The sequence below is a fragment of the Herpetosiphonaceae bacterium genome (assembly GCA_036374795.1).
Lineage (GTDB): Bacteria > Chloroflexota > Chloroflexia > Chloroflexales > Kallotenuaceae > LB3-1.
In genome coordinates, this window is sequence record DASUTC010000090.1 from 58,821 (window position 1) to 72,843 (window position 14,023).

Consider the following 14,023-nt stretch of genomic DNA (forward strand, 5'->3'; position numbering starts at 1 on the left):
TTCCGCCAGACCGCATCGGCGGCGTAGCCCTTCGCAGCGCAGCGCCACCCGGCGAGCAGCGCTGGAAGGAGGAGCTGGATGCCTGGCTATGACTGATCTCGCCAGTGTGCGAGCGCCTGCTCAATCCTGGCGAGGTCGTCGTTGGTCAAGTCCCAATCGATGCCCTCGACCATCGCGCGCGCTTCGTAGGCATTGCGAATGCCAATGATCGCGCCCGTCACTGACGGTTGCCGGAGCACCCAGGCGATTGCGAGATCGCGTAGCGTGCGGCCATGGCGCTGGGCGATGCGCTGCAACATCGCGCGGAGCTGGCTGAGCTGCTGATAGGCGGGTGGCTGCGCGTACGCAAGGCGACGGCGAAAGTCAGTGGCGCTCAGCCGATGCACATCAAACGAGTCAACCAGAAACCCACTGGCGAGGGGCGCCCAGGCGAGGACGCCAATGTGATGCTGCGCCGAGAACGGGAGCACGCTCTGTTCGATGGCGCGGTTGAGCAGGTTATACTGATGCTGATTCGCGATCACGGGCGCGACGGCTAAGGCGCGCTCCACAAGCTCCACGGGGTGATTCGACAAACCGCCATATCGCACTTTGCCTTCGTCGATCAGCGCTTGCATGGCCTGCCACGACTCCTCGATCGGCGTGGTGGGATCGGGGTCGTGCAACTGGTAGAGGTCGATATAGTCGGTCTGGAGGTTGCGCAGACTCGCTTCTACTTCGCGGCGTATACTCGCCGGTGTGAGATTCTCATACCATGCGCCGCTCCGCGTGGGCAGCGTGCCACATTTCGTAAAAATCAGCATGCCGTCCCGTCGACCGCGCAGGGCGCGGCCAACGAGCTGCTCAGCCCGCCCCCAGCCGTAAAAGGGAGCGGTGTCGATCCAGTTGATCCCCAGATCCATGGCGGTATGAATCGCCCGCAGGGCATCCGTCTCATCCTGGGGACCCCAGTCGATGGACCAGCCGGGCGATGAGCCGATCGGGGCGGTGCCGATTCCGACGCGGGTAATCGCAAGGGTACTGCCGCCAAGTGGTCGCAGGGCAAGGGCGCTCATATGGCCTCCAAGGGTGCTGCTGGCGCAATGCCGGGTACGACATCAAGCGTACCGCGCCTGTCCCGACCTGCCTTCGGGCGTTGGTACAGGATCAACCTGACACGTGGTACACCTGTTACGTCGCCAGAAGCCGCCCAAGGGAACGCGCTGCCCACTGTGCGCAGCGCGAGCCGAGCAATCCATCCACGTACGGCCATGTTGAGCAGCCTCACGTCTCGTCGTGTGCGGCAGCGCGAATCATCGGCGTCCTGGTCCCCACAGGTCGTCGGTGTGTGTGGCCGCACGACGTGGGCAGCGGTGCGGTATCGGGACTACGAGGCGCTCACAAAGCCATAGATCTGCAACCACTCCCTAAGCGTCGTGGTCCACGGATGGGCCTGATGGAACGGTGGCCCATCTCCAAGACCAAGCCCGTGCTGCCCGCGCTGATAGATATGCAGGTCAAAGGGGACGCCATGACGCCGCAGGGCAGCAGCAAACTCCAGGCTATTCTCGACTTTCACCGCCGGATCTTCCCAGGTGTGCCAGATGAAACAGGGCGGTGTTTGTGGAGTCACATGCAGCTCGTTTGAAAGCAGGTGGACCAGATCGGCTGACGGATGATCTCCGAGCAGGTTCTGCCTCGACCCCTCGTGAGTAACGGGTCCCATCGAGATGACGGGATAGCACAGAATGCCGAGATCTGGTCGTGAGCTTTGCCGGTCAATCGGATCGGCGGCATCGGCGCGTCCCGCATCCCAGCGCGTGAGCAGGGTAGCGGCAAGATGACCGCCAGCCGACGATCCCATGACTCCAATCCGTGCGGCATCAAGCTGCCATTCCTCGGCCCGTGCCCGTACCAGCCGCAGCGCGCGGGTCACGTCATCCAGCATTGCGGGGTGGCGATAGCCCTCGGCGCCAAGCCGATACCGCAGGACAAAGGCGGTGATCCCATGCAGCGTGAGCCAGAGCGCATAATCATGTCCTTCATGGGGCGCCAGGTGGTGGTACCCACCGCCGGGGCAGACGACGATCGCCGCACCGGTCGGGGTTTCTCGCTGTGGCACGTAGGGCGTGAGGCTCGGATCGTCGTGGGGCGTCGCCCCACGGGCACGCGGTGGACTACCGTGCCAGAGGGGAATGGCGGGATATTGCAGGGTATGCGTACGGTCGTTCATCGCCGCGCTCCAATCCGCAGAACAAGGACCGGATCATGATACCGAACACATGCAACACGAGTTGGCGTCACGCGAGCGGGGAGCGCCGCCGCGAGATACGGCTACCCGCAGCGGTGCGTGTGTCCGGTTCACGCGCGCCCTCGGACGACTCAGCATCCACGCGCTACAGCGCTGCCACCTCTGGAATAATCTCGCGGCCAAACGTCTCAATCGGGGCGATCTCATGCGTATTTGGCATATTGAAGATGATATGCTGGATGCCGATGTCAGCCATCTCGCGGCAATACGCGACCACCTGGCTCGGCGTCATCCCATCGCTCGCCAGGTGAACCGTGCTGAGGACGGTGCGCTCGATCGCATCGTAGCTGCGGCCAACCGCGTCGCAGTGGCGGCGCAGCACCTCCAGCTTGCCGCGTAGCTCGTCGATGCCCAGTCGCCCGAAGAGATTACAGGCGTCGGCGTACTGTGCCACCAGGCGCAGCGTCTTCTGCTCGCCGCCGCCGCCGATCATAATCGGTGGGTGGGGCCTGCTTAACGGCTGGGGGCGGTTCAGCGGCTCGGCTAGCTGGTAGTGCGTTCCCTGATACGGCTGCGTGTCGTCGCGCCACATCTGCTGCGCGATCTTCAACGTCTCCTCAAGCTGCTCGAAGCGCTCCTTCAGCGGCGGGAAGGGCACCCCCAGGCCACGCGACTCGTGCTCATTCCAGGCTGCGCCGATGCCCAGATAGGCCCGGCCACCGGAGAGCACATCGAGCGTCGTCGCGGTTTTAATCAACACGCCGGGGTAGCGGTAGATCACGCCTGTCACCAGGGCGCCGAGCTTCACGCGCCTGGTCACGGCAGCCAGGTAGCTCAGCGCGGCGTACGCTTCCAGCATCGGCTCGTCGGGCGAGCCAATCACCGGAATCTGGAAAAAGTGATCCATGACCCACAGGCTGGCAAAGCCCGCGTTATCCGCCGCACGGCCAATCTCGGCCAGCGTTGGTCCGATCGTGGCTGGCTGACCCGGCCAGGTGAACGAGGGAACTTGCAACCCGATCTGCATGACGTTCATCCTTTCCACAAGGGCAGGTGTGGACGCGCGTCCACATCGATGTTGTATGTGCCGCTACCATAGCACGGGCTGCAACTGCGAGATAGGTACGCGCCTGGAGTTGACGGTAGAAGAATCACGAGTCTCCGTTGCGTGGGTTACTTTTTTCGCTGCTTAACATAAACTATTAGCTCTGGTAGGAGCGATGCGCGCTCGGTACACTACGTCGCGCTTATGGCATGACGCCATAGAACACATCCATAGGATCATCGCCACGTACATCGATGGCCCATGCGCTATCAGACGCTTCCTGGTGCCAGTGACGAGTCTTGCCCACCGGGTGTGATTCGTTGATTGGCCTGCCTGTATCGTACTCGTTGACGCACCGCACATCATAGCAGCCCACTGTGGCCTATGGTCGCTCGCTCGTAAAAGGATCCCCCCAATGGTAGATTCCGTTCCTTCCGAACCTACCCACCCGGCCAACACCACGCTGAAAGCGCGTCTTTCCGACCTGTTGATCGTTGAACAGCATGGTCTTGACCCAATTCCGGCGGATCAGCGGTACGGACAGCCGCGTGCCTTATTTTGGACCTGGCTTGGCGGCGCCTATAACTACGTGACGCTTGCCGCTGGCGCGCTCCTGATTCTGCTAGGCCTCAGCTTATGGCAGGCGCTGCTGGCTGTCGTGCTCGGCAATATCCTCGGCGCGATTGTTTTTGGCCTGTGTGCGCTGCCTGGGCCAATCACCGCAACAGCCACGATCGTCAACACCCGCGCGGCCTTTGGACACAAGGGCAACCTGTTCGCCGCAGCCATTAGCTTTGTGTCGGTGTCGGGATGGGTAGCAGTGAACTCGGTCTTTGCTGCGTTTGCGCTGTTTCAGGTGCTCCAGGTGGCGGGCATTTCACCCGGCACGACGCTCAAGGCCATCCTCGTCGCTGTGGTCCTGGTAGTACAAATGATCATCGCGATCGTCGGTCATGCGCTGGTGATGGCGCTTGAGCGTGTGTTTGCGGTTGGCGTGTCGATCGTGCTGACCGGCCTGCTCGTGGTGATTCTTCCGCGCGTCAATTGGGCATATCCCGCAGCCGCGACGCTGGCCGACAGCAGCGTCCTTGGCACATGGCTCCTGGCGGTGAGCCTGATGTTCGCCGGACCCCTAGCGTGGACAAACTATGCCGCCGATTATGCGCGCTACCTTCCACGCCAGACGAAAGGCACGCGCGTCGCGTTCTACAGCGCGCTCGGCATGGGTGCCGCCAATATCCTGGGCTGCTCGATCGGCGCGCTGCTGGCTACGCTCGTAGACATGAACGATCCGCTCGCCAATGTTCCGCATCTGCTGCCCGTCTGGTACATCCTGATCTTTCTCGCGGCGGTGCTGATCGGCGCGGTTGCGAACAACGTCATGAACCTGTACACCGCAGGGCTGGGCCTCTTAGCCTTACGAGTCCATGCGCCGCGCTGGATAGCGGTTCTGGTCATCGGCGTGATCGCCAGCATGATGACGTACATCGCCGTCTTTATGGTCGATTTCATGACGTTCTATGCCCAATTGCTGTTGCTTTCCCTGTGCTTTCTTGCGCCGTGGGCCGCGATTCTGATTGTCGACTACTGGCTTCGAGGTGGTCGCTACCATATACGTGGCTTGCACACCTGGGGAAGTGGACCGTACTGGTTTCGCAACGGCGTGAACCGGTCAGCCGTCGTGGTGTACCTTGCAGGCATTATCGCGTCGTTCGCGTTTTCTAACTCCACGCTGTGGGCCAGCCCGCTGGTGATCGCCTACCTCGGAGGCGCAGATCTCAGCCTGTTTGTAGGCATGGTGCTGACAGGAACGCTGTATTATGTTACGGAGCGCCGCACGATCGGGTCCGCGCGCTCAGCCGTACGAGCCGCTGAGGATGAGCACGTGAACGTTTCTCGCTAGGATCGCCAGCGTGTGACGATGTAGTAGCAAGACGACCAGGACACGCACAGCGCCAGCATCGTCTCAGGATAGAAGGGAAAGCAATGATTGATCGTTGCCATCCGGCACCCCAGGAGCAGCAGCTATGGCTATAACGGAGCAGAGCATGAACGCCGATCCCAACGAGGTCATCGCGCTGCGTCAGCGTGTTGCAGAGCTTGAGCAACAGGTGCAGGCTGCCCACGCACTGGGGCAGGCACTCCAACAAAAAACGCTTGAGCAGGAGGCGCTGCTGCAAGCCATTCCTGCCTTAGTGTACGTCAAGGATCGTCAGCATCACTATTTAGCAGGCAGCCAGGCATTTCTAGACATGATTGGCACGTCAATGGAGGACCTGGTTGGCAAGACTGACGCTGAGATCTTTCCACCCGACCTTGCAGAGCTGTACCTGACCTCGGATGAAGAGATCATGGCTTCAGGGCAGCCGATTCATAACTTCGAGGCGCCGCTGACGCGACCGGATGGTTGCGAACGATGGATCACGGCGCATAATGTGCCGCTCCGCAATGCCCAGGGCGACGTGATCGGTATGGTAGGAGCAGCGCTTGACGTCACCGAGCGTCGGCAGGCAGAGGAGGCTCTGCGCCAGAGCGAAGCACGCTTACGAGCGGTGATCGAGCAGCAGGAACGGCTGCTTGAAACCATCAACGAGCTATCGACGCCGGTGATGCCGATTGCCGATCGCATCTTAGTCCTGCCGCTGGTGGGGCATATCGATACCAATCGCGGCGTGAAGATTATGGAGGTCCTGCTTGAGAGCGTGCACCAGTCGGGAGCAGCCTTCGTTATTATCGACATCACGGGCGTGCCAGTCATCGATACGGCGGTAGCGAACCGCATCCTGCAAGCTGCGGAGGCCACGAAGCTGCTCGGCGCACAATGTGTGCTGGTTGGTATCTCGCCCGAAATTGCGCAAACACTCGTTCAGCTAGGCGTCACGTTGCAGGCGCTGGTGACATGCAGCAACCTGCACGCCGGCATAGCCTATGCGTTAGCGCAGCAAGGGTTGGTATTTGCGGCGCGAGCCACGCATGCGCGGACGGTAGGCGGCGCTCAGAAGTCCTGAGCGCTGCGTGCGCGCACGTGTATCGCGACACAGGAGGCTCCGCCCCTTCCATGGTTCCGCTCAGCACCTTGTGTATGCAATGACACGCGGGTGCTGAGCGGCGACTGATCCAGGCTACAAGCAGCCGACCTCCCCGGATCATCGCATCATCATTGCCGCAGGTATGGCGCGCACGCCGACCTCCGCTGCGGCATGCGCGCTTTCGAGCCGCCTCAGCAAGCGCCCGATCGGGATGTCCGATAGGCGCGCCGATCAATCGACGACCCAGGTCTTGACGCTGGTAATGATATACTCGCAAGCGCGCATCCGAGGCTGTTCTGGGCATCGCCCGCCACGGCCAGCCTTCACGCATGCGGCGAGCGGCTGCCGGATGCGGAGCGGCGCTGTTCCACCAGCAGCAGCGCGATGAGCACGATCTCGTTGAGCTTGTTGAGATAGCCGATCACGATTCGTGAGCCAAAGGCCAGCCACAGGCTGATCGTCAGGAGCGTATAGCCGATCAGCAGCCAGCGTATCTGCCGCCGGTATGGCACCAGCATCGGGATCGGCAGGTACAGCGCGCCCAGCAGCCCCAGATAGCCTAGCCCATTCAGGATAAACACCGGGTCGGGGAACAGCAGCGAGACATGCGTGAGCGCCGTGCCCAGGGTCAGCACGATAATGCCGACGCGGATCAGCCGATCGGTGGTCGTACGCGGTGAAACCATAGATCTGCTCCTTAGCTTGCGGAGTGAGTTGGTGGTATGCTGCTACTGTAGATCATCCCTGTCGCGCATTGGAGATCCCAGACATGCAGCAGCCGATTGCAACCGATCAGCCAGCCCATGACCCGCGCGCCGAACAGCTCGCACGGCTGAGTCGTGTCAACACCGATGATCTGCTCGGCGGATTGGGACTCGGCGGCGTTCGACGCGGGCGGCGGCTTCTGGAGCGGCTGGTCCGGCTTCCAGCGCGACGATTTGCCCGGCAGGTGATCGCCTACGATGATCTGGTCGGCGACGAAAGTCTGGCGGCAGGCGGCGCGTGGGCCATTCGCCGCTTTGCCGGGGGACTCTCGATCACGGGACAGGAGCGCTACCCGCGCAGCGGCCCGACGCTCTTTGTGGCGAATCATCCCGGCCTGTGGGATACAACCGCGCTCTTCACGGCGATCGAGCGTCCTGACCTGCGCATTGTCGCAGCGGATCGGCCATTCCTGCGCGCGCTGCCCAATACCTCGCGCTATCTGCTCTATATCGACGACACAGCGGCCAGCCGGACGAGCGCGATTCGCGCGGCGGCGCGGCATCTGCGCTCCGGCGGCGCAGTGCTGACCTTTGCCGCCGGGCAGATCGAGCCCGACCCGGCGGTCCTGCCCGGCGCGTCGGAATCGATCGAGCAGTGGTCGGCCAGCATCGATCTCTTCGCGCGCTTTGCATCCGATCTGACGATCGTGCCGGTGATTGTCAGCGGCGTCCTGTCACGGGCCGCGCTGCGCCATCCGCTCACCTATCTGCGGCGGCGGTCGAAAGATCGCCAGTGGCTGGCAGCGCTGCTCCAGATTCAACTGCGGGCCTACCAGCGCGCCACGGTCAGCGTCGCCTTTGGCAATCCGATCTCGGTTGCCGCGCACCGGTCGGAGACGGCGATCAGCACTGTAGTCAAAGCCGAGGCCCGGCGCGTCCTGGCCCAGGTTCCGCCCCGCTGATGCGCGCAGCCAGCGCATCCGCAGCGCATCGGACGTATGTCCGATCACAAAGCCGCGCCGACATCGTATACTCTTCGAGATCCCTACGATCTGTCACCAAAGGAGTGAGCACCGCTATGACCGAGACGCGACACGTCGCTATGACGATCCTCCCCACGCGGTATGGTGAATTTACCATGCATGTGTATCAGAGCGCGAGCCAGCAAGAACATGTCGCGCTGGTCGTCGGCACCGTGGATGATGGCGCGCCGGTGTACGTCCGGCTGCACTCAGAGTGTCTGACCGGAGACATTTTCGGCTCAAGCCGCTGCGATTGCGGCGAGCAGCTAGAGCAGAGTCTGCGCTTTTTACAGCAGCAGGGCCGTGGCGTGCTGCTGTATCTGCGTCAGGAAGGGCGCGGCATAGGACTGACCAACAAGATTCGCGCCTACGCGCTGCAAGATCAGGGCTTCGATACCGTAGACGCCAATCTTGCGCTTGGCCTCCCCGAAGACATGCGCGATTATGGCGACGCGGCTCTTATGCTGGCCGATCTCGGCATTCGTCAGATCTGCCTGCTGACCAACAACCCGGCGAAGATCGAGGGCCTGGAGCGCTACGGCATTCGCGTCGATGCGCGCGTGCCCGTGGAAACGCCGCCGAATCCTCAAAATCTGCGCTATCTCGAAACCAAATGCACCCGCATGGGCCACATGCTGCCGTTTGGTCAGCTCCGCCTGGTCATGAGCTAGGCGCTGCCACAGTCTGATCCGCTGACCGCCTGCATGATCGCCTGGGCAAACGCGCCCGTCGTATCGGCCCAGCGTGGCAGCGTGGCGGCGCGCTCCATCGCGCCTGACGCCAGCCGGGCGCGAGTCGCCGGATCATGCAGCAGCCGATCGCAGGCCTGTGCCAGCGCGCGCGAATCATCCGGCGGCACAAACACGCCTGCGCGCGGCGTGATCAGCGTCGGCACCGGCCCCACGTTGCAGGCGATAATCGGCAGGCCATGCGCCAGCGCTTCGGCGTAGACCATGCCATAGCCCTCGAAGCGCGACGGCAGCACAAACAGATCGGCGCGGCGATAGGCCTGGTGCAGCGCGTCGTCTGCGACCGGGCCGCGCACGATCACCCGACCCGCTGGAATCTCAGCGAGCAGCGCCTCGACCTGGGCTGCATACGCCGGATCGGCATCCGTCTCACCGATCAGCTCAAGCACGGCGTCGACCGAAGCAAGCTGCTGCCACGCGGCGAGCAGCGTCGTCAGGCCCTTGCGCGCGATCCACTGCGCGACACACAGGACCCGCAGCGGCGCTTCCGGCGGGCGCTGGCGCGGCTCCTGCGCTGGCTCAACAGGCAGGCGATCGAAGCCAGGCGAGACAACGGCAATCCGCTCGGCTGGCACGCCGCGCGCTATCAGCAGGTCGCGGCCATGCTCGCTCACGGCGATCAGGCGATCGGCGCAGAGCAGCGGCGTTTCCAACGCCTGCTCACGCTCGATCTGCCCGCGATCCGCCTCGGCCACGCTGGGTAGCTGATGCACCAGCACCACGACCGGACAGCTCGCCCGCCAGCGCGCGATCCACGCGCCGCACACGCCGCGCGCAAGCGCGTCGATCACCACGGCGTCGTAGCGCTGCGGATCGAACGTCGCGCCGAACGCCGCCGCTGCCGCCAGTTGATCCTCAAGCGGCGCGGCGCTCGCGCTGATCTCGTCGATCGCGAAGCCCTGCGATCGTAGCCCGGCAAATACGCGCGCATGATACAGGTAGCCGCCGGTGTGCCGTCGCGCGTTGCCTACCGTGATGAAGGCGAGACGCAGCATGGCTACTCAGGCAGCCGATCGTCGCGGGCAGCGTAGGCCTGCGGCGATTCCCAGACGCGCACCAGCAGCGAGCGCAGCAGGCTGTCCGCCAGGGTCGGCGCGATCCTGCGCCAGCAATAGTCGGCGACTGTCTCCGCCGTGGTGTTGCTGCCGACCAGGCCCGGAATCTCATCCAGGTCGCGGTAGTGCAGATCGGCGGCGATCGTATCCACGGTGGCGCGCAGCGCCCCAAGATCATAGAGCGTGCCGTCTGGCCGCAGCCGCTCGCCGCGCGCGATGACTTCGAGCCGGTAGGTATGCCCGTGCAGCCGCGTCGCCGGGCCAAAATCGCCGGTCAGCCGGTGCGCGGCCTCGAACTGCGCGATCACGCCAATCTCGTACATGCGCCCTCCTCACGAGGCGATCGATGCGTCGCATGGCGCATCGTAGGTCAGGATGATCTGCCCGATCTGATCCGGCTGCTCGTCGATCAGGCGATAGGCGGCGGGCGCGTCGGCCAGCGCGATGCGATGCGTGATCAGATCGGCCAGCGCCAGCTCTGGCAGCAGATCGAGCACGGTTGCCGAGCGCCGCGCATAGTCCCAGCGCGCGCCGAGCGCCGGATTGAGCCGTCCTACCTGCGACGAGATCAGCCGCACCCGTCCGCGATGAAAGCGGTCGCCCAGCATCAACTGCACGGGCTTGGTCCCATACCACGAGGCGACGACCACCGCGCCATCCTGGGCCACATTGTCGATCGCCGCCTGGAGCGCCGCGCTCGATCCGCTGGCCTCGATCGCCACGTCGGGCGCGCGGCCCGCATTCGCGGCCCGAACCTGCTCCCGCAGGTCGGCGGCGGGTGCCAGCACCACGTCGACACCGACGCGACGAGCCAGATCGCGGCGCACGGGCGCGGGCTCAACCGCGATCACGCGGCGGGCACCCGCCAGACGGAGCACCTGCGCCACCAGCAGCCCGACGATGCCCTGCCCGAAGATCAGCGCGGTTTCGCCAAAATGCAGCGGCGTGTCGTGGGCAATGTTGACGGCGGTTTCGAGATTGGCGGTAAAGACGCCGAGCAGCGGATCGATTGCTGCGGGCAGGCGTAGCGCGGCGCTCGCCGGGAGATTGAAGATCGTCTGGTGTGGATGCAGCGCGAAGACCAGATCGCCCGGCGCGTGCGTCAGCACGTCCGGCCCGACATCACGCACACGACCGACCGCCGCGTAGCCGTATTTGATCGGAAAGCCGAAGCTGCCTGCAAGCGTCGGCAGGTCCAGCGGCAGGTCGGACGGAACCTCGCCGCGATACACCAGCCGCTCGGTGCCCTGGCTCACCGCCGACGCGATCGTTTGCACGCGGACCAGGCCCGGACCTGGCGGCGGCACAGTCTCCGCGCGCAGCTCAACCGTGCGTGCCGCGCTGAACCACACCGCAAGTGCCCGCAGCGACTCAGCCATGCGCCACCTCCGCCGCCGGATACCGGAGATCGCCGCTGATCACAAGATCCGCGCCGTACTGTCTGGTCGACATGTCGACCAGGCGCAGCGCCTCCGGCAGCGACGTGATGCCAAGCTCGCCCACGGCCTCGATGCCGCTGCCAAGAATCTTGGGCGCAACACACACCGCCAGTCGATCGGCCAGGCGTGCCCGCAGCAGCGCCGTGAGCAGCGCCGCCCCGCCCTCGACCATCAGCGTCGCGATCCCGTGGTCGTGCAGCGCCGCGAGCAGCGCCCGGAGATCGACGTGCTTCTCGTCATCGGCAGGCAGCAGCAGCACGCGCGCGCCGAGCTGCTGCATAGCCCTGATCCGATCGGCAGGCGCGCGCGACGTGACGGCGATCAGCGTTCCTGTCGCCGCGCCATCGGCGAGCACGGCTGCCGTCAGCGGCGTGCGCAGCGCGCTATCGACGACGACCCGCAGCGGATTGCGACCGGCGACGTGTCGCACCGTCAGGCGCGGATTATCGATCAGCACCGTGTTGACGCCGATCATGATCGCGTCGTGCTGGGCGCGCAGCGTGTGCGCAAACACCAGCGACTCCGGGCCGCCGATCCACTGCGAGCTGCCGCCGCGTGTCGCCAGCCGCCCATCGAGCGTCTGCGCGTAGCTCAGCGTCACGAGCGGTCGCCGTCGATCGCTGGTGCTTGGCGGACGAACGCTCACGAGCACTGCCGATCCGGTCGGTCGGCCTGCGCCTCGTCGCGCTTGCGCGCCGACAGCCCGTACATCAGCGGCAGCGCTGGCACGCCGTCGGGCGGATACATCCGCCGATCCGCGTCGGCGCGCATGTCCGCGAACGGACGCTCACCGTTGATGTAGGGATACTCGTGCAGCGCGGTGATCACCAGCCCGGCCTCGGCCAGCGCCGTCACGACCTCGCCCAGCCCCCACTGATGAAGGTAGCACGGCTCAGGATTCACAAAGTCTTGGATGCCCTCGGCATAGCCGCCAGGCGTGAGGCCGCCCTCTGATGCGCCCACATAATCGCCGATGCCAGCCAGCGGCAGCAGACGCCCGCCCGCCGGATAATCTGCCGCCAGCCGCCAGGAACGATCGAAGATATTCGAGACTGGATGAAACTCGACCAGCGCGAGGCGGCCTCCGGGCTTGAGGATCGCCGCGACGCCCCGCGCCCACAGGTTGAGATCGTCGAGCCAGCAGATCACGCCGTACGCGCCGTACACGATGTCGAAGCGCTGCGCGCCAGCCGAAGTCTCACGCAGCCAGTCGTACACGTCGGCGCGCACAAAGGTTGCCGGAAGCTGCGTCGCAGCGGCCAGCGACAGCGCGCTGGTGATCGCGTCGTCGCTGAGATCCACGCCGGTCACGATCCCGCCGAGCTGCGCCAGACTCAGCGTATCCTGGCCCGCGTTACACATCAGGTGCGCGATCGTACAGCCCGCGACATCGCCGAGCAGCGCCCGCTCCTCGGCAAAGAGCGTTGAGCCGCCGCCGCGAAAAAACGCAGCCTGATCGGCGCGGTGGCTTTCATGCGCTGGCACAACCGCGTTCCACGATCGTCGATTTTGTTCACGCTGTGCTCGATGATCCAACGCCGTGATCTTTCCCTGGAGCGCCTGTGCGGCCCATTGTATCAGAAATCGCGCCGGGCAATCGCCGTGACGCGCACGATCGCGGCGATCGATGCGCTCGATTAGCTCGCCGCCAGGATGCGCTCGATCGCCTGCAATTCATCTTCCGCCAGGCTTAACCGATCGAGCGTTCGGACGGCATCCTCGATCTGCGCGGGCCGACTTGCGCCAATCAGCGCGGATGTTACCTGCGGGTGCCGCAGCACCCAGGCGAGCGCGAGCTGCGCTAATGACTGACCGCGCGCCGCTGCAAGCTCCTGAAGACGGCGAAGCTGCGAGCGCTTCTCCTCAGTAATGTCGTCGGCTTGCAGAAATCCGTGCGGCTTCGCTGCCCGTGAGTCGGGCGGAATATCCTTGAGGTACTTATCGGTGAGGAGGCCCTGCGCGAGCGGCGAGAACACGATACAGCCCATGCCAGTCTCTTCCACCGCGTCGAGCAGCCCTGCTTCGATCCAGCGATTAAACATATTGTAGCTGGGCTGATGGATCACACAGGGCGTGCCTAGCCGCCGTAGGATCTGCGCGGCTGCACGAGTCTGTTCGGGATCGTACGATGAGATGCCGACATACAGCGCTTTTCCGCTCCGCACAATAACGTCGAGCGCGCCCATCGTTTCTTCCAGGGGCGTCTCCGGATCGGGCCGGTGATGATAAAAAATGTCCACGTAGTCTACGCCCATGCGGCGCAAGCTCTGGTCGAGGCTGGCGACAAGATATTTGCGCGATCCCCAATCGCCATAGGGACCGGGCCACATGGCATAGCCCGCTTTGGTTGAAATGATCAGCTCATCGCGATAGGCGGCGAGATCGCGGCGGAGGATCTGCCCGAACGCTTCCTCAGCAGAGCCCGGCGGGGGGCCATAGTTATTGGCGAGATCGAAGTGGGTAATCCCAAGATCGAACGCCCGCCGCAGCATCGTGCGCGCATTTTCAAACGTGTCTACCCCGCCAAAATTATGCCAAAGGCCAAGCGAAATGGCCGGAAGCATGAGCCCGCTTCTCCCACAGCGACGGTAGCGCATCGTATCATAGCGCGTTTCCGCTGGTTGATAGGCATTCATCGGGGCGTCCTCTCACACGACCGCAGCAAATCCACGGGACGCTATTCTACCACGGCTCGATCCTGGGCCGAGTCCATCGGATGCTGAGGGCGACCATGGATCAGACCTTCGCGG

General features: G+C 64.1%; 14 protein-coding genes. 4 read left to right on the forward strand and 10 right to left on the reverse strand.

The genetic code is table 11. The features are described from left to right. Positions 1 to 86: 86 nt before the first annotated feature. The 3 genes from VFZ66_06385 to VFZ66_06395 form a co-directional block, all read right to left on the reverse strand. Complete coding sequence (locus VFZ66_06385) at positions 87 to 1,055, reverse strand: aldo/keto reductase (protein ID HEX6288799.1); 969 nt, start codon at positions 1,053 to 1,055, stop codon at positions 87 to 89. Between the two features lie 311 nt (positions 1,056 to 1,366). Beyond that, complete coding sequence (locus VFZ66_06390; GenBank protein HEX6288800.1) at positions 1,367 to 2,212, reverse strand: alpha/beta hydrolase; 846 nt, start codon at positions 2,210 to 2,212, stop codon at positions 1,367 to 1,369. 163 nt (positions 2,213 to 2,375) lie between these two features. After that, positions 2,376 to 3,257 (reverse strand): LLM class F420-dependent oxidoreductase, encoded by an 882-nt coding sequence (locus VFZ66_06395; GenBank protein ID HEX6288801.1) that lies wholly within the window; start codon positions 3,255 to 3,257, stop codon positions 2,376 to 2,378. Positions 3,258 to 3,690: 433 nt separating this feature from the next. On the opposite strand from VFZ66_06395, the gene VFZ66_06400 reads away from it, so the two are divergent. Continuing rightward, positions 3,691 to 5,178 (forward strand): cytosine permease, encoded by a 1,488-nt coding sequence (locus VFZ66_06400; protein HEX6288802.1) that lies wholly within the window; start codon positions 3,691 to 3,693, stop codon positions 5,176 to 5,178. A 145-nt stretch (positions 5,179 to 5,323) separates the two neighbouring features. Next, positions 5,324 to 6,283 carry a PAS domain-containing protein gene (locus VFZ66_06405; protein ID HEX6288803.1) on the forward strand — a complete coding sequence of 320 codons (960 nt, stop codon included), beginning with the start codon at positions 5,324 to 5,326 and terminating at the stop codon, positions 6,281 to 6,283. 344 nt (positions 6,284 to 6,627) lie between these two features. Here VFZ66_06405 and VFZ66_06410 read toward each other — a convergent pair whose 3' ends face one another. Then, positions 6,628 to 6,990, reverse strand: coding sequence for a hypothetical protein (locus tag VFZ66_06410; protein ID HEX6288804.1), 363 nt, complete (start codon positions 6,988 to 6,990; stop codon positions 6,628 to 6,630). Positions 6,991 to 7,073: 83 nt separating this feature from the next. On the opposite strand from VFZ66_06410, the gene VFZ66_06415 reads away from it, so the two are divergent. After that, complete coding sequence (locus VFZ66_06415; protein ID HEX6288805.1) at positions 7,074 to 7,970, forward strand: 1-acyl-sn-glycerol-3-phosphate acyltransferase; 897 nt, start codon at positions 7,074 to 7,076, stop codon at positions 7,968 to 7,970. A 116-nt stretch (positions 7,971 to 8,086) separates the two neighbouring features. Continuing rightward, complete coding sequence (ribA, locus tag VFZ66_06420; GenBank protein HEX6288806.1) at positions 8,087 to 8,701, forward strand: GTP cyclohydrolase II; 615 nt, start codon at positions 8,087 to 8,089, stop codon at positions 8,699 to 8,701. Here ribA and VFZ66_06425 read toward each other — a convergent pair. The 6 genes from VFZ66_06425 to mgrA all read right to left on the reverse strand — a co-directional run bounded on the left by VFZ66_06425 (position 8,698) and on the right by mgrA (position 13,909). After that, complete coding sequence (locus VFZ66_06425) at positions 8,698 to 9,774, reverse strand: glycosyltransferase family 4 protein (protein HEX6288807.1); 1,077 nt, start codon at positions 9,772 to 9,774, stop codon at positions 8,698 to 8,700. The genes ribA and VFZ66_06425 overlap by 4 nt on opposite strands. A gap of 2 nt (positions 9,775 to 9,776) precedes the next feature. Next, positions 9,777 to 10,157, reverse strand: coding sequence for a 6-carboxytetrahydropterin synthase (locus VFZ66_06430; GenBank protein HEX6288808.1), 381 nt, complete (start codon positions 10,155 to 10,157; stop codon positions 9,777 to 9,779). Between the two features lie 9 nt (positions 10,158 to 10,166). Continuing rightward, entirely contained in the window at positions 10,167 to 11,213 is a 1,047-nt protein-coding gene (locus tag VFZ66_06435; GenBank protein ID HEX6288809.1) for a zinc-binding alcohol dehydrogenase, read from the reverse strand. After that, positions 11,206 to 11,919 (reverse strand): dihydrofolate reductase family protein, encoded by a 714-nt coding sequence (locus tag VFZ66_06440; GenBank protein HEX6288810.1) that lies wholly within the window; start codon positions 11,917 to 11,919, stop codon positions 11,206 to 11,208. The genes VFZ66_06435 and VFZ66_06440 overlap by 8 nt, the downstream gene beginning before the upstream one ends. After that, a complete protein-coding gene (locus VFZ66_06445) occupies positions 11,916 to 12,758 on the reverse strand; it encodes a methyltransferase (protein HEX6288811.1) in 843 nt (280 codons plus the stop codon). The genes VFZ66_06440 and VFZ66_06445 overlap by 4 nt, the downstream gene beginning before the upstream one ends. 152 nt (positions 12,759 to 12,910) lie before the next feature. Beyond that, on the reverse strand, positions 12,911 to 13,909 hold the full coding sequence (mgrA, locus tag VFZ66_06450; GenBank protein ID HEX6288812.1) for an L-glyceraldehyde 3-phosphate reductase: 999 nt from the start codon (positions 13,907 to 13,909) through the stop codon (positions 12,911 to 12,913). Between the last annotated feature and the right edge of the window lie 114 nt (positions 13,910 to 14,023).